At 59.3% G+C, this 14,442-nt stretch carries 16 protein-coding genes and 1 pseudogene; 14 read left to right on the top strand and 3 right to left on the bottom strand.

The window, feature by feature from the left end; all coding sequences use genetic code 11:
- Nucleotides 1–22: 22 nt before the first annotated feature.
- Genes H1S06_RS12970 through H1S06_RS12960 form a run of 3 tightly spaced genes read left to right on the top strand, consistent with a single transcriptional unit; the run spans nt 23 to nt 2,439 of the window.
- The gene (locus H1S06_RS12970) at nt 23–844 is read left to right on the top strand and encodes an ABC transporter permease (RefSeq protein ID WP_181740857.1); all 822 of its coding nucleotides are present in this window, start codon (nt 23–25) and stop codon (nt 842–844) included.
- A gap of 10 nt (nt 845–854) precedes the next feature.
- Nucleotides 855–1,646, top strand: coding sequence for an ABC transporter permease (locus H1S06_RS12965; protein WP_181740855.1), 792 nt, complete (start codon nt 855–857; stop codon nt 1,644–1,646).
- Between the two features lie 52 nt (nt 1,647–1,698).
- Nucleotides 1,699–2,439 (top strand): ABC transporter ATP-binding protein, encoded by a 741-nt coding sequence (locus tag H1S06_RS12960; RefSeq protein ID WP_255483075.1) that lies wholly within the window; start codon nt 1,699–1,701, stop codon nt 2,437–2,439.
- A 127-nt stretch (nt 2,440–2,566) separates the two neighbouring features.
- On the opposite strand, the gene H1S06_RS12955 is transcribed toward H1S06_RS12960, so the two are convergent.
- Nucleotides 2,567–3,808 (bottom strand): RNA-guided endonuclease InsQ/TnpB family protein, encoded by a 1,242-nt coding sequence (locus H1S06_RS12955; protein ID WP_181740853.1) that lies wholly within the window; start codon nt 3,806–3,808, stop codon nt 2,567–2,569.
- A 32-nt stretch (nt 3,809–3,840) separates the two neighbouring features.
- Here H1S06_RS12955 and tnpA point away from each other — a divergent pair.
- From tnpA to cysQ, 5 genes and pseudogenes are all read left to right on the top strand, one after another.
- Nucleotides 3,841–4,276 (top strand): annotated as a pseudogene (gene tnpA / locus H1S06_RS12950) (IS200/IS605 family transposase).
- Nucleotides 4,277–4,337: 61 nt separating this feature from the next.
- Nucleotides 4,338–4,691 carry a TOBE domain-containing protein gene (locus H1S06_RS15615; protein WP_328515347.1) on the top strand — a complete coding sequence of 118 codons (354 nt, stop codon included), beginning with the start codon at nt 4,338–4,340 and terminating at the stop codon, nt 4,689–4,691.
- Nucleotides 4,692–5,519, top strand: a complete 828-nt coding sequence (locus H1S06_RS12940; RefSeq protein WP_181740847.1) for a phosphodiesterase — start codon at nt 4,692–4,694, stop codon at nt 5,517–5,519.
- Nucleotides 5,519–6,325 carry an HAD family hydrolase gene (locus tag H1S06_RS12935; RefSeq protein WP_181740845.1) on the top strand — a complete coding sequence of 269 codons (807 nt, stop codon included), beginning with the start codon at nt 5,519–5,521 and terminating at the stop codon, nt 6,323–6,325. Before H1S06_RS12940 ends, H1S06_RS12935 begins: the two co-directional genes overlap by 1 nt.
- A gap of 64 nt (nt 6,326–6,389) precedes the next feature.
- Nucleotides 6,390–7,181 carry a 3'(2'),5'-bisphosphate nucleotidase CysQ gene (gene cysQ, locus H1S06_RS12930; protein ID WP_181740843.1) on the top strand — a complete coding sequence of 264 codons (792 nt, stop codon included), beginning with the start codon at nt 6,390–6,392 and terminating at the stop codon, nt 7,179–7,181.
- A 42-nt stretch (nt 7,182–7,223) separates the two neighbouring features.
- Here the strand turns inward: cysQ and H1S06_RS12925 are convergent, their stop codons facing one another.
- Together H1S06_RS12925 and H1S06_RS12920 are read right to left on the bottom strand one after the other, a co-directional pair.
- Entirely contained in the window at nt 7,224–7,997 is a 774-nt protein-coding gene (locus H1S06_RS12925) for a DUF4197 domain-containing protein (protein WP_181740841.1), read from the bottom strand.
- Between the two features lie 34 nt (nt 7,998–8,031).
- A complete protein-coding gene (locus H1S06_RS12920) occupies nt 8,032–8,904 on the bottom strand; it encodes a DMT family transporter (RefSeq protein WP_220183872.1) in 873 nt (290 codons plus the stop codon).
- Between the two features lie 336 nt (nt 8,905–9,240).
- Here H1S06_RS12920 and H1S06_RS12915 point away from each other — a divergent pair, with 336 nt between their 5' ends.
- The 6 genes from H1S06_RS12915 to H1S06_RS12890 are packed head-to-tail and all read left to right on the top strand — an operon-like array spanning nt 9,241 to nt 14,429.
- A complete protein-coding gene (locus H1S06_RS12915) occupies nt 9,241–9,516 on the top strand; it encodes a DUF3649 domain-containing protein (protein ID WP_181740837.1) in 276 nt (91 codons plus the stop codon).
- Nucleotides 9,513–11,033, top strand: coding sequence for a PepSY-associated TM helix domain-containing protein (locus tag H1S06_RS12910; protein ID WP_181740835.1), 1,521 nt, complete (start codon nt 9,513–9,515; stop codon nt 11,031–11,033). The genes H1S06_RS12915 and H1S06_RS12910 overlap by 4 nt, the downstream gene beginning before the upstream one ends.
- Nucleotides 11,033–11,284 (top strand): hypothetical protein, encoded by a 252-nt coding sequence (locus tag H1S06_RS12905; protein ID WP_181740833.1) that lies wholly within the window; start codon nt 11,033–11,035, stop codon nt 11,282–11,284. Before H1S06_RS12910 ends, H1S06_RS12905 begins: the two co-directional genes overlap by 1 nt.
- Nucleotides 11,274–12,362 carry an iron-siderophore ABC transporter substrate-binding protein gene (locus tag H1S06_RS12900; protein WP_220183871.1) on the top strand — a complete coding sequence of 363 codons (1,089 nt, stop codon included), beginning with the start codon at nt 11,274–11,276 and terminating at the stop codon, nt 12,360–12,362. The genes H1S06_RS12905 and H1S06_RS12900 overlap by 11 nt, the downstream gene beginning before the upstream one ends.
- Nucleotides 12,349–13,383, top strand: coding sequence for a FecCD family ABC transporter permease (locus H1S06_RS12895; RefSeq protein WP_220183870.1), 1,035 nt, complete (start codon nt 12,349–12,351; stop codon nt 13,381–13,383). The genes H1S06_RS12900 and H1S06_RS12895 overlap by 14 nt, the downstream gene beginning before the upstream one ends.
- Complete coding sequence (locus H1S06_RS12890) at nt 13,380–14,429, top strand: FecCD family ABC transporter permease (protein ID WP_181740829.1); 1,050 nt, start codon at nt 13,380–13,382, stop codon at nt 14,427–14,429. Before H1S06_RS12895 ends, H1S06_RS12890 begins: the two co-directional genes overlap by 4 nt.
- The last annotated feature ends 13 nt before the right edge of the window (nt 14,430–14,442 follow it).

Genomic DNA, 14,442 nt, shown 5'->3' with positions numbered 1-14,442 from the left:
ATTCCTGTTGTTGAGAACATCCATGTCCGCGCGATTAACCCGACCTCTGTACCTGATGATGCTGCCGGTGCTCATCATCACCTGTGCCTTTTTCCTGATCCCCATGGGCAAGCTGATCCTGATCTCGATCGGCGGCGAAGAGGGGGGCATGACCTACTGGCACGCCCTGACCGATAGCCGCTATCTGAGCAGCCTGCTGCAGACCTTGGTGCTGTCGATCGCTACCACTTTGACGACCCTGACCATAGCGCTGGTGGCGGGCATGTTTCTGGCTCGCAATCGCTTTCCCGGCCAGTCGGCGCTGGTGTCGCTGCTGACCTTCCCGCTGGCCTTTCCGGGCGTAGTGGTCGGTTTTCTGGTGATCATGCTGGGCGGACGTCAGGGACTGAGTGCCGAGCTGGGCCTGTTGCTGGACGGCTCACGCTGGACCTTTGCCTACTCCATCGTTGGGCTGTTTGTCGGCTACATCTACTTTTCCATCCCGCGGGTGCTGATCACGGTGATGTCGGCGGTGGAAAAAATGGACGTGATGCTGGAAGAGGCGGCGCGTTCCATGGGCGCTTCACGGCTGCACGTACTGCGGGATGTGATTATCCCGGCGCTGAAACCGGCGCTGATCGCCAGTGGTGCCATCTGTTTTGCCACTTCCATGGGGGCTTTCGGCACCGCTTTTGCGCTGGCCAGTGGCATCAACGTGATGCCGATGACCATCTACACCGAATTCACCCTGGGTGCCAATGTGGCCATGGCGGCGGCATTGAGCATTCTGCTGGGCCTGATCACCTGGCTGGTGCTGTTGCTGGCGCGCTCGGTATCCGGCGCCAATACCACGCCAGCGGCTTGAGGAGACCGTCATGAAACGATCCCTGTCCTATTACCTGCAGCTGGGTTTTACCCTGTTGATCTGCGCCTTCATGGTGGTGCCCGTGTTGATGTCCGTGGCCGCGGGGCTCACCAATAACTACTTCCAGGGGCTCTCCAGCGGCCTGACGCTGCGCTGGATCGAGGAGGTGCTGGCGCTGTACAGCGATACTCTCTGGCTGACTCTGCAGCTGGCATTGGCGACCCTGGCGGTCAACCTGATCGTGGGTGTGCCGGCGGCCTATTATCTGGCGTCGTCCAGCAGCCGCTGGGCGCGCATCTTTGAAGAGCTGATCGTGCTGCCGGTGGCAATTCCCGGCCTGGCCATCGCACTGGCGCTGATCATCGCCTATGGCGGCGTGCACGGATTGCGCACCAGCTGGCTGTTTATCCTTATCGGCCATGTGCTCTACACCCTGCCGTTCATGGTGCGCGCCGTGCTGGCGGTGCTGCACAGCATCAACTTCAAGACGCTGGAAGAGGGCGCCGCCAGTCTGGGGGCCGGTTTTTTCCGCCGCTTTATTGATGTGGTGGTGCCCAACTGCAAGGGCGGCATCATCAGCGGTGCGCTGATGACCCTCACCCTGTCGGTGGGCGAGTTCAACCTGACCTGGATGCTGCACACCCCGCTGACCAAGACGCTGCCGGTGGGGCTGGCGGATGCCTATGCCTCCATGCGACTGGAGATCAGCAGTGCCTACACGCTGATATTTCTGGTCATGCTGCTGCCGTTGATGATCGGCGTGCAATGGAGCGGCTCGCGGTTGCGCAAGCCCCGCGCCTGAGCGGTTGGCCCGATTTTCGTTTTACCCATTTATGCGTTTGCAGGATTCAATCATGAACACCAATGAACACGGCGCCTCCATCCGCCTGGAAGGCTGCACCAAAACCTTTGCCGACGGCACTCTGGCGCTGCACCCGCTGGACCTGTCGGTACAGGCCGGAGAAACCCTGGTACTGCTGGGACCGTCCGGCTGCGGCAAGACCACCACGCTGAGGCTGATTGCCGGTCTGGAGTTTCCGGACGATGGCGGGCGTATCCTCTTTGATGACGAGGATGTAACCCATACCCCGATCGAGAAGCGTAACGTGGGCATGGTGTTCCAGTCCTACGCGCTTTTTCCCAACATGACCGTGGCTGAAAACGTGGGTTACGGTCTGAAAGTGCAGAAGGTAAAGGCGGCCGAGATCAAGTCGCGCGTCGGTGAAATGCTGGAGATGATGGAGCTGGGCGCGCTGGCGCATCGCCGTATCGATCAGCTGTCCGGTGGTCAGCGTCAGCGTGTGGCGTTGGCCCGTGCCATCATCACCAGCCCCCGCGTGCTGCTGCTGGACGAGCCGTTGACCGCTTTGGGTGCAATCCTGCGTGACCGCCTGCGGGCGGATATCAACAATCTGCTGCGTCGGCTGGGTATCACCGCGATCTATGTGACCCACGACCAGGACGAGGCGATGGCGCTGGGCGATCGCATCGTGGTGATGGACCATGGTCGGGTGTCTCAGATCGGCACGCCGAAGGAGATCTACTTCGCGCCGCAGAATGATTTCTTGATATCCTCCACCCCCTTCGCAGCTTGAGCTGACTCAGGAGGTGGATTCCCTTTACAGGGTGCCAACTAATTACTCGGTTGGCTGGTTCCTGATGCTGACCGCTACTGCGGTTCACTTCACAGGCGCTGCGGGACTATCCGCCCCTGAAAAATAGCTAGGCTGCGCTTTCTAGCGCGGCCAGACCACGATTGAGTACGTTGATAGCGCCCACAACATCGGCGTTTTCTACAAGGCCACAATGGACGCAAGCAAAGCTGGCCTGTGAAGTGCGGTTTTCAGCCGAGACATGCAGGCAGGCAGGGCACGTCTGACTGGTGTGATGGGGCGGCACAGCTATAAGCAGCCCACCATTCCATGTCATCTTGTACTCCAACTGACGCCGTAGCTCTCCCCACCCCTGATCGAGAATAGAACGGTTCAAGCCTGACTTCTGTCGGACGTTCTTGCCTGGGTCATCAACGGTCCCTTTAGCGGATCGGGACATGTTAGCTACCTTCAAGGCTTCGACTGCGACCATCGCGTGAGTTTTGCTGATTTCAGTCGTTGCTTTCTGCTGGTAGTCATAACGTATGTCCGCGATCCGCTTGTGCAAGCGGGCGACTTTCTGCTTCTGCTTTTTCCAGTTGGCTGAGCCGCGTACCTTGCGGGACAGCCTGCGTTGCTCCTTGGCCAGCTTATCGCGGTGTGTCGCGAAGCTGCTGACACCCTTGTACACAACACCATTGCTCAGCGTCATATTTTTGGCTACCCCCATGTCGATACCGACCGCGCCGGTTCCGGTACGCGCCGGTTCAATTTCGACCTCGCACAGGATGCTTAAATGCCAGTTGCCGCATGGATCAAGCGTAACGGTGCAGCTCTTGGGAAGGCCCTGTATGGGCTGCGACTGGTAGTACCGCATAAGGCCAAGACCATTGGGCAGCTTGGCATGGCGACCCTCCAACCGACAATACTTTGGAAAGTTTACGAACCGGAGGGTCGAGTGATGGGCCAGCTTGCGTGTACGAAACACCGGGAATCCGCGCTTACCTGAACACCAGTCCTTAACTGCCCTGTCCCGCAGGTCACGCTGACGCTGTTGCAGGTTGTCAGTATAGGCTTCGGTCAGAAATGACAGCTCGGTCTTTTTCTTCCACTGAGTCAGGTGCTTGTTAAGTGCTGCCGAGCTTGGAAACTTCTTGGCTAGGGTTATCCTGTCCTTCGGCAGCAAGCTGTTCAGTTCGTTGTACAACGCTTTCTTGTCACCCACAAAACTAAGCTCTTTGCGGGCAATGGACAGCAGCATTTCGAGCGATTCATTGAAGACGACACGGCCACAGCCCGCCATGCGATACAGCAGGTTTACCTGCTCGTCGGTCGGCTTTAGTCGATATTTGTACGCCTTAAGAATCTTCATTTATAAGTCAGTGTGTAGTTATACTAGTACTGATACTATATTGCCAAACTAGCGAAGGCAATTATCAGTATGTATGTAATAAATAAGTCAAGACACAGTGCCTATCTGTTGCACGCCCATATCGTCTTCGTTACTAAGTACCGGCGCAATGTGCTTGGCGACTTGCACTTGGATGCCTTCAAAACGTCAGCGGCTGAAGTGTGCGCCGAATTCGATGCTGAGTTGCGGGAATGTGACGGTGAATCTGATCACGTCCACCTGCTGATCGAATACAACCCCAAGGTGCAGCTGACCAAACTGGTAAACTCGCTCAAGGCTGTTACGTCACGACGCTTGCGAAACCAGTTCACCGATCTTAGGGCAGCGTATGACAAACCCGTACTTTGGAGCCGTTCCTACTTTGTTGGGTCGTGTGGTGGAGCGCCCCTTGAAGTGGTTGCACAGTACGTGCGAAATCAACGGGGCTAACGCCCCGTTCCGCATTCACCCCACACCTTCATCGGTGTGGGCACCCTGCGGGAAAAAGCTGGTGGCGGACTTCATCGGCCAGATCAACACCTTTGAAGGTCCGGTCAGCAACCATCGCATGTTGCTGCCTGGAGGTGCCTTGCCGGGCGTAGGGCTGGCGGACGGCATCGGCAAAATCTATTGCCGCCCCGAGGATATTCGCATTACCGCAGGGGGCGGGGATGGCCTGAGTGGTGTGGTTCTGCAAACTCAATTCATGGGGGATCGTACCCGTGTCTGGGTGAGCGATGCCGGTCACGAGCCGATCATTGTGGACGCGCAGGGGCGTTCCGAGTTCAGAGCCGGACAGGCCGTGACACTGGACATGCGACCGGAACAGATGATCATGCTGGATCGTCGGGCGGAGAGTGTCTGAATGATCATTGCACAACTGACGGATCTGCATATCAAGGCCGGCGGCAAGACCGCTTATGCCGGCAAGGTGGATACCTATGCCAAGTTGCGACAGGCTGTCGAACATCTCAATGCCATGCGCCCGCAACCGGATCTGGTATTGATCACCGGTGATTTGGGAGACTTCGGCCTGGCGGCAGAATACCGTCAGGCACGGCTGGCGCTGGATGATCTGGAAATGCCCTTTTATCTGGTGCCGGGCAACCACGATGAGCGCCAGGCGCTGCGTGAAGTTTTTGCCGACCATGTGTACCTGTTTCAGGCCGACACACATCTGAGTCATGCCATTGAAGGCCTGCCGCTGCGTCTGGTCGGTCTGGATACCAGTGTGCCGGGCCAGCCGTATGGCGAAGTTGATGAGGTCCGCCGAGCCTGGTTGGCAACGGTGCTGGAGCAGGCGCCGCAGCAACGGACGCTGCTGTTCATGCACCACCCGCCGGTGGCTGTGGGGCTGGACCATATGGATGTGCAGCGGTTGAACGGCAGTGAAAGGCTGGCGGAGGTACTGCAGGAGCATCCTCAGGTTGAAGTGATTCTGTGCGGGCACCTGCACCGTCCGGTGGAATTCGTCTGGTGCGGCCGACCGGTCTACGTGGGGTCGGCGCATAACCATGCGGTGACGCTGGATCTGACGCCGGCAGCGGCATCCTCGTTTACTCTGGAGCCGGCCATGATCCGACTGCTCTATCTGCACCCCCAGAGCGGCATGATCCTGAGTCACCAGAGCCATGTGGAGGCCTGTGACGGCCCCCATCCGTTTTTTGATAAGCAGGGCAGGTTGATTGACTGATGGAACAGATACAACAACTGTCTCGGCGGCAGGCGCAGGGTATTCGCTATATTCTCACGGATGTGGATGACACGCTCAGCTACCGGGGACAACTATTGCCGGAAACACTGGATGCATTGTATGCCCTGCGCGCCGCCGGTATTACCGTGGTCCCTGTCACCGGAGCCTGTGCGGGCTGGTGTGATGCGTTGGTGCGGCTGCTGCCGGTCGAGACAATCATCGGTGAGGGGGGCGGTTTTCGGTTCCAGCTGGATGGTTTGAAGATGACCACGGAATACTGGCTGCCCGAGGCCAGTCGAGAGGAATCCCGGCTGCAGCTGGAGGCTTCGGTGAAGGCGGCTTTGGCGGTCGTGCCTCGTGCGCGTCTGGCGACGGACCAGGCGTTGAGGTTTACCGATTTTGCCATCGATATCGGTCAGGCGGTTCAGCTGGGTACTGAAGAGGTCGAGCAAATGTGCGAGGTACTTGATGCCTTCGGGGTGGACTATTCGACCAGCTCCATCCATCTGAATGTGTGGACCGGTGGGCACGACAAGTGGCGTGCAGCGGAACGCTATTTCACGACGCGGGAAGGGCTGACGCGTGACCAGATCACGGAACAGGTGCTGTGCATTGGCGATTCTGCCAATGATGAACCCATGTTTCGCGCACTGCCGATCAGCGTTGGGGTTGCCAACATTGAGCACAGCCGTACCTGGCTGAAAGCCTTGCCGACCTACAAGACCGCAGCAGAAGGAGGCAAGGGTTTTGCCGAAATGGCGCAGCACCTGTTGTCGCTACGGGGCGGTGAGGTTCGTTTGGCCTGAGGTGTTTGGGCACTTCATGGTAAAATCGTGCTTGGTGAATACTTTTCTGTCCACAGGAGCGCCCATGCCTGTTACATCCTTGCCCCTGAAATCCCTGCTGACGCAGGTTGAGCGTATCGCTCGGACAGCCGGTGAAGCTATTTTAAGCGTGTATGGCGAACAGGATTTCGGTATTGAGCACAAGGCCGACCAGTCGCCCCTGACTCGTGCCGATCTTGCTGCCAACGCAGTGATTGTGGATGGGTTGAGCGATCTATCGCCATGCTTGCCGATTTTGACCGAGGAGGCGGTGGATGATTTTACCGGCCCGGATGCGGATGGTCGCTATTGGCTGGTGGATCCGCTGGACGGGACCAAGGAGTTCATCAAGCGCAATGGCGAATTTACCGTCAACATCGCCCTGATTGAGCAAGGGCGTCCCGTGTTGGGCGTGGTACATGCTCCCGTACTGGACGTCACCTGGCTGGGTGCCGAAGGCGTGGAAGCCTGTCGTATGGAGGGTACGGATCAGCGTCGAGCGATCCATGTCAGTACCCATCAACCGGGTACTCCCTGGAAGGTTTACGGCAGCCGTTCTCACCTGGGACCTCACACTCTGGCCTGGATGGATGCATTGGGCGAGCATGAATTGATCCGTCTGGGCAGCTCAATCAAACTGTGTCTGGTAGCCGAGGGAGCCGGGCACCTTTACCCGCGGTTGGGACCAACCTGCCTGTGGGATACGGCGGCGTCTCATGCGGTGATCAATGCAGCAGGCGGGCAGTTGCTGACGCCGGAGGGGGAGGTCTTGAGCTATGCCGACCCGAGTGAGACGCTGAATCCCCACTTTATTGTTTATGGTGGCAGCAAGCCCTAGTCAGGAGGGGGCGGAGGCGTTACCGCCACCGCCGGTCGTGATTTACTGCCCAAAAACGCTTTTCAACAAATCCGTCGTACGTGCGACCGGGTTTTCACGGATCTGTTTTTCTTCCTGTGCCAGGCGCAGGAAAAGCCCGTCCAGAGCCGCGTCGGTAACATGCTCACCTACATCCGGGCTCAGCCCTTTCAGCATGGGAACCTGACTTTCAGCCTGGCTGACCAGTGCCTGGTAGGCCTGCATGACGCCGGTGCTGCTCATGGCTTCTTCGATCAGCGGCTGCATGCGAGAGCCCAGCGGCCCCTGTGTTTTCTCGCGGAAGTAGTCGGTTGCTGCCGTATCTCCACCGGAATAGATGCGACGGGCGTCATCTAGCGTCATCCCTTCCAGAGTTTCCAGAAAGATTGGTGTGGCTTCGCTGATGGCCTGCTCGGCCGCGCTGTTCATGCTGGCTTCGAACGTGTCAATCTGGCTGTCCAGGCCGTACTTGCGCATCAGGCCGCTGGCGGTGTCGAGAGCGCCGGGTAAAGGAATGCGCACATCATCGTGGTTGGCGTAGCCACCCTCGGCGGCCAGTTCCTTGATGGCACGCTCGCCCCCGACTTTCAGCGCTTCTTTCAGTCCGCTGGCCAGGGTGGCGGTATCCATGCCTGCGGGAACGGGGGTGGATTTGCTTTCGGGAGCCGTCTGCCCCTGCAACAGCTTCTCGCCCTGTTTCTTGAGGACGTCATCCCAGTCGGCTTGAGCAGGTTGAGACAGAGTCAGTGCGAGTGCCAGACCGCTGAGAGCGGCGGGGGTCATCAAGCGTTTCTTCATGGGGCATCCTTGTAAGTTGATGTGTGCCGTTCATTCAATGGAGCTTGATCCATGCTCGCACAGCGGGCCAGCGATTAACAAGCATGGCAAAAAAGATGAGGGCGCAACCGCTGAACTGGAGTGCCGTCATGGTCTCGCCCAGCCAGAGTACGGCCAGCAGTGCGGTCCAGACCGGTTCCAGAGTCATGATGATTGCCGTGTGGCTGGGCGGTGCCAGACTTTGTCCACGGGTCTGAATCAAAAAACGCAGGCTGGTGGCGATCAGAGCGCTGGCCAGCAGCCATCCCCAGATGGCCGATGGCTGGCTAAAGTTCCATTCTTCCGTGAACGCTGAAAGGGTACCGGTCATCAGGCCGGTGACCAACAAGGGTATTGCGGTCAATGGCAAGGCGGGCAGGCGAGCTGCCGCACGACTGTTGAGGATGAACATCAGGGCGATAAACAGTGCCGACAGCAGGAAAAACACCTCGGCCAGACCAATGTGGAACTCATGATCCAGCGACAGGCAGGCCAGCCCCGCCACCACAAATGGTATGGACAGAAAAACGGAAGGGCGCGCGCGTTCACCGAACAACAGGCCGACCAGCGGTACCATGACGACACCCAGGCTGGTTAAAAATGCACCAACGCCGACATGAGTCGCGAGGTCCAGGCCCAGAATCCAGAAGGTCATGGCGATGCCGAAGAAAATCCCCACCAGTCCGGCGCTCTTCCATTGTGGTGCAGTAAAGGCGCGCATGGCCGGCCAGCCAATAACCGCCAAAACGCTTCCTGCTATCAGAAAACGCAGTGCCATGAACAGCATTGGGGCCAAACCTTGAATGGCTTCTCGGGAAAAGATCCAGCCGGCGGCGGCCAGCAGAGTGGTCAGCAGAAGAAGCAGGTCGGCCTTGCGATGTGTAGACAAGATCGGCATCCCCGTCGAGTTATGGATGGACGCCTATCCTAGCAGAGCGTGGACACCTTCCCGAGTCTGTAAACGGGAACATGGAAGTGCATGAACGGGTGTCATTCATTCGACTGCAGATGCAGAACGGGACAACAGCCTGTCCTGCAGCTGTCGTCTGTTACCACTGAGAATCTATCTCATTTGCTGCAAACGCTATGCTCACCGCCAAATCATTCGCCGGATCAGTGTGTCACCTGGGCGTGGCGGCTAGACTGCGTCCGTTCTGGAAGCTGGCGTTCAGGTCAGCAGCCGATTTTCACTTCAACGATGCAACTGCCGTACAGAGATTACATCATGCCAGCCAAGGTTCGCTTCCATCTGGAGCCATTGCTTCGCACACTGTTCGCCATCCTGAGCGCATTTCTGCTGACACGCTGGAGCAGCATTGCCGTGCTGGCCTTGCCCTGGGCACCTGAGCAGGCGGTTCTGACCGGCATGCTGCTGGCATTTGCCGTCTTTGCTGCCACGGTGATTTGGGTGTTCTGGGCGGCCAGCTTGCGTAGTGCCTGCATGGGGTTGTTGCTGCCGACGTTATTGCTGATATATGTCTGTTATGGAGGCGGAGTGTGATCGCTCCTCTGGGGCGCCACGTGCGTCAACGCATGGCTCAGTTGCATCGCTGGACGGGTGTCCTGCTGATCTGGTTGCTGTTTGTGATTTTTCTGACAGGAACTCTGAGCTTTTTTCGGCAGGAACTGACGCAGTGGATGCAGCCCGAACGGCCACAGGGTCGGGAGCTGGCTCAGCCGGAAGCGGCGTTGGAGCACGCGCTGCCGTATTTGTGGCAGCATGCCTCGGCAGCCAGCCACTGGACGATTGTGCTTCCCGGGGAGCGAAGCGGTTTGTTAGATGTGAGCTGGCGCGGGGCGGAAGGCCGGGGACAGGCGTATCTGCATCCGGACACGGGGGAAGGGGTCCAGGTCCGGGATACGCGCGGCGGTGAATTTTTCTATCGTTTCCACTTTCAACTGCACTACCTGCCCGTGCTGACGGCACGCTATCTGGTTGGCATCGCCGCCATGATGATGCTGTTGGCACTGATTTCGGGGGTGCTGACACACAAAAAAATTCTGCGTGACTTTTTTACCTTTCGCTGGGGTAAGGGGCAACGATCATGGCTGGACGCACATAATGGCTTTTCGGTGCTGGCCCTGCCTTTTCATCTGATGATTACCTACACGGGTCTGGTGACGCTGATGACGCTGTATGTGCCCTGGGGGATGGACAAGGCTTTCCCTGAGCAGGAACAGCGCCAACAATTGATCGGTGAGATTTTTGCGTTTATGCCGTCCACGCCGAGTAGTGGTCAAGTGGCAGCTTTGACATCCGTGCCGGCTCTAGTGGAACAGGCGCGGGCAAGTTGGCAGGGCGCACATGTGGGACGAGTGCAGATAGCCCATCCGGGAGACTTGAGTGCCAAAGTGCTTGTCGAGGCGCAGACCGGACAGGCGGACCGGCTGGGGATCAGTGGCCATCCACCGTTCATGCTGTTTGATGGCGTCACCGGCGAGTTGCTGAAGGCCAAGGCCTCACGCCCGGCCTATGATGCGTATGGTACGTTGCTGGGGCTGCACCTGGGGCGCTTTGCGGATTGGCCCGGTCGTTGGTTGTATGCGCTGTTGGGTGCGGCGGGATGTGGCATGTTGGCAACGGGCATGTTGCTTTGGACCAGTAAGCGGCGGCGCAAGCCGGGGCATTCCCGCGTCGGGCTCTGGCTGGTTGAGCGCCTGAACGTGGCGACACTGGCAGGATTTCCCGTTGCGGTTGTGGCGTTGTTCTGGCTGAACCGGTTGTTGCCGGTGGAAATGACGGCACGGGCGCAGTGGGAAATCCATGGGCTGTTTCTGGTATGGCTGGGCATGGGTATCCATGCGCTGCTGCGCCCTTTGCAGTCAGGCTGGCGTGAGCAGCTGGGGCTGGCAGGCCTGCTCTTGCTGGGGTTGCCCGTGTTGAATCTGCTGACGACTGATAGAGGTTTTCCAGCCAGTCTGGCTGCCGGTGATGGAGTATTCATCGGTTTCGATCTGTTATCGGTGTTGCTGGCGTTGTTGATGTTCCGATGTGCGCGTCGCCGGAGGGGTGTCTGATGGTGCATTTGCTGGTCCTGACACTCTCCGTTGCGGGCTTTCACGTGCTGGCGATGACGACCGGGCAGGGGGCCTGGCGGCACCGCCCGGTTCTGTATCGGCTTGGCTGGTGCCTGTTATGGGGTGCCCTGATCGTCGCCAGCGTGCTCTGGGGTGGGGGATTGGGAGTGACTCTGGGGGTCGGATATCTCAGTGCCGGAGCCGGGCTGGTATTTATGGGACGTATTGTGGTGAAACGATATGGCCGCTGACGTGAACAGGTGCAGCCCGTTGCGGCGTATCGGTACGCTGGTGCTGACAATGGCGCTGGCTCTTTCGGGCTGCGGAGAGTCGGACTCGATGCGGCGAGAGGCAAGCGCGCCGGATGTTGCGATCGCCTCGGAGCCTGATCAATTTCCGGTCCGGGTACGCACGGCGCATGGCGAAGCTTATATCCCCAAGCGCCCCCGGCGGGTTGTCACGTTGGGAGCGGCAGCCGAAGACTGGAGCCTTCAGCTGGGGGTTGTCCCCGTTGCCGTGGAACCGCATTACTGGGGGGGCGATCGCGAGGGGTATTTACCCTGGTTTCGGCAGGCCATAGAGGCACAGGAGGTCGCGCTGCCGGTGATTATCAGCAGTTATCCCGAACTGGATGTCGAACGTTTGCTGGCACTGAGTCCTGATCTGATCCTGGCACCACAATCCGGGTTGACTCGGGAAAGCTATCGGCAACTCAGTCGGTTGGCACCCGTGGTCGGTTACCCCGACCAGCCTTGGCTGACATCGGTCGAGCAGCAGGTTCGTCTGATTGCGCGTGCGTTGGGACAACGCGAGCGTGGCGAAGCCTTATTGGTCGAACGTCAGGCCCTGTTGGCGCAATATGCGGCTGACAATCCTCAATTTTCCGGCGTTCCGCTTGCTTATATCAATGCTGCCAGCCGGGTCGGCAACCTGTCCGTGTATCTTCCCGGTGACCCCAGAATGGATGTTTTGCTGGCACTGGGCTTTGTTGAGTTACCGGAGTTGACGGGGCTGCAGGCGAGCCGCGGACATTTTGCCGCTCTGTTGGGGTTGGAACAGGCCGACCGGCTGGACAAGGCTGGGCTGATTGTCAGCTGGTACAGCTCGAATCGAAGTCGCCGGGACGTCGAGTCCATGGCCCTGCTGCGTCGCCTGCCGCCCTTGCGCGAGGGGCGCTATCTGGCGATTACCGACCCGGCGCTGGTGATGGCCAGTTCTTATGGCAGCCTGTTGAGTCTGCGCTGGAGCCTGCCACGGCTGGTATCGCGATTGAACCAGGCTTTAGCGGTTCAACCGATGGATGAAGGAGAGGCTAATGATGCGTACTAGCACCGATCGGGCTGCATCAGGTGTCATGTCGACCGGATGGATTCTGCTTGGCCTGCTGGCGTTGCTGCTGGGACTGGTGGTTATGAACCTGCTGTGGGGTGCACGCATGTTGTCGCCGGTCTGGCTGATGCATATGTTTGAGCCGCCGGGTGATCGTCACGAGCTGTTGGTACTTCAAGCGCGGGCGCCGCGTGTGCTGGCCGGTGTGTTGGCAGGAATGGCGCTGGCCGTTGCCGGTACGGTGATTCAGGCCTTGTGTCGTAACCCCCTGGCTGATCCTGGGCTGTTGGGCGTCAATGCCGGTGCCAGTGCCTCGCTGGTTACGCTCAGCCTGCTCCCTTTTGCGTCGGAGTGGGGCGTGTTCTGGCAGGCACTGCCCGGCGCTTTGCTGGCCAGCGCTTTTGTGTACGCGTTGTCACAGGTGCAAAGTGCGCTGGGGCAGGCACAGGCTCCGGTTCGTCTTATTTTGGCGGGAGCCGCCATCAGTGCTGTGCTGGGGGCTTATGTGCAGGCGCGGGTGTTGCTGAATCCTCAGTTGTTCGACGGCTTCCGCTATTGGATGGCCGGTTCGTTGTCGGGTCTTGGCTGGTCCGAGGTCAACGCACTATGGCCCTATCTGGTGCCTGCCGGGCTGATGCTTGTATTGCTTGCACCGGGGCTGAATCTATTGCTGCTGGATCGCAGCACGGCCGTATCGCTGGGTATGAGCTTGCAGCGGCATACGATCCTGGCCTGGCTGAGCGCGACCCTGTTATGTGCGGCGGCCACTTCGGTCGTGGGTCCACTGGCGTTCGTCGGTTTGGCAGCGGGACATCTGGCGCGTGCCTGGTTGCCGATGTCGTTTCGTGTTCTGCTGCCAGGTGCTGCATTGGCGGGAGGCATACTGGTGCTGTCGGCCGACCTGTTGGCTCGCGTTCTGTTGCCGCCAAGAGAGTTGCTGACCGGTATTATGATTGCGCTGTTAGGCGCTCCTTTTCTGTACAGTGCCGCACGTACGGCCGGGGAGTATAAAGCATCATGATGGCACCACGTTTTCCTCTCTGGAGGTTGGGAACTCTGACCCTGCTGGCTCCGAACAGGGCAGCGGTTTTGACGGCCGTACTCGGCACCGCTTTGGTAATGGCGGCCATGTTGCTGAGTGTGACACTTGGGGAACCGGGCTTGTCACTTTCCGGTCTGGTGCAGGTTCTGGGGGGCGAAGCCTCACCCTATGATCACTGGCTGCTGTGGCAGTCACGGTTGCCGAGAGCCTTGTGTGCACTGGGTGTCGGTGTGGCGCTGGGGGTATCGGGGGCGGTATTTCAAAGCCTGAGTCGTAACCCCTTGGGTAGCCCGGATATCATCGGCGTCAATACCGGGGCCAGTGCCGGCACCTTGTTGTGGTTAATGTTCCTGCCGGCCTGGCCGATGTTCTGGGGCGGTTTGCTGGGAGCGGTGGCCGTGCTGGTGCTGTTGTTGCCGGGACTGGAGCGCAGCGGGCGATTGTCGCGCAACCTGGTGTTGATGGGAGTGGCGATCAATGCCTTTGCACTTGCGCTGGTGCAGTTTGTGTTGACGCTGGTCCAGCGCGAGCAGGCTCAGCAAATGTTGGGGTACCTGTCCGGCAGCCTGGCACACAAGGATTGGCAGCAGGTGGCGCTTATCGGCATGACGCTGGCAATGGCCTTGCCGGGACTGCTGCTGTTGAGCCGTCGCTTGACGTTGCTGACGCTGGGCGGCGAGATGGCCCAGGGGGTGGGGGCGGGAGTTCGACAGACTCGGCTGGTGGCCTTGTTGCTGGCGACCGTTCTGGCACTGGGAGCGGTGTTGTGTGCCGGCCCGGTGGCATTCGTGGCGTTGGTCGCGCCCCATTTGGCACGTTGGGGCAGCCATTCGCCAGCGTTGTTGCGCTCGGGCTTGATCGGAGCCCTTTTGTTGCTCGGTGCCGATACGGTGACACTCATGCTGCCGGGCGTGCATCGCCTTCCGGTGGGTGTGCTGACGGCCCTGCTGGGAGGGAGTTATCTTGCCTGGATTCTATTCGCGGGCCTGTTCCGTTCCCGGTCGCAAGCGCGGGCCGGTTTGTGATGACATTGTGGAA

The organism is Marinobacterium marinum (assembly GCF_013868415.1).
GTDB lineage: Bacteria > Pseudomonadota > Gammaproteobacteria > Pseudomonadales > Balneatricaceae > Marinobacterium > Marinobacterium marinum.
The sequence above is the reverse complement of the archived record's forward strand: the minus strand, read 5'-3'. Positions and strand labels throughout refer to the sequence as shown.

Coding starts and splice junctions, on each gene's coding strand:
- H1S06_RS12970 (WP_181740857.1), top strand. CDS start 23: ATGTCCGCGCGATTAACCCGACCTCTGTACCTGATGATGCTGCCGGTG.
- H1S06_RS12965 (WP_181740855.1), top strand. CDS start 855: ATGAAACGATCCCTGTCCTATTACCTGCAGCTGGGTTTTACCCTGTTG.
- H1S06_RS12960 (WP_255483075.1), top strand. CDS start 1,699: ATGAACACCAATGAACACGGCGCCTCCATCCGCCTGGAAGGCTGCACC.
- H1S06_RS12955 (WP_181740853.1), bottom strand. CDS start 3,808: ATGAAGATTCTTAAGGCGTACAAATATCGACTAAAGCCGACCGACGAG.
- H1S06_RS12940 (WP_181740847.1), top strand. CDS start 4,692: ATGATCATTGCACAACTGACGGATCTGCATATCAAGGCCGGCGGCAAG.
- H1S06_RS12935 (WP_181740845.1), top strand. CDS start 5,519: ATGGAACAGATACAACAACTGTCTCGGCGGCAGGCGCAGGGTATTCGC.
- cysQ (WP_181740843.1), top strand. CDS start 6,390: ATGCCTGTTACATCCTTGCCCCTGAAATCCCTGCTGACGCAGGTTGAG.
- H1S06_RS12925 (WP_181740841.1), bottom strand. CDS start 7,997: ATGAAGAAACGCTTGATGACCCCCGCCGCTCTCAGCGGTCTGGCACTC.
- H1S06_RS12915 (WP_181740837.1), top strand. CDS start 9,241: ATGCCAGCCAAGGTTCGCTTCCATCTGGAGCCATTGCTTCGCACACTG.
- H1S06_RS12905 (WP_181740833.1), top strand. CDS start 11,033: ATGGTGCATTTGCTGGTCCTGACACTCTCCGTTGCGGGCTTTCACGTG.
- H1S06_RS12900 (WP_220183871.1), top strand. CDS start 11,274: ATGGCCGCTGACGTGAACAGGTGCAGCCCGTTGCGGCGTATCGGTACG.
- H1S06_RS12895 (WP_220183870.1), top strand. CDS start 12,349: ATGATGCGTACTAGCACCGATCGGGCTGCATCAGGTGTCATGTCGACC.
- H1S06_RS12890 (WP_181740829.1), top strand. CDS start 13,380: ATGATGGCACCACGTTTTCCTCTCTGGAGGTTGGGAACTCTGACCCTG.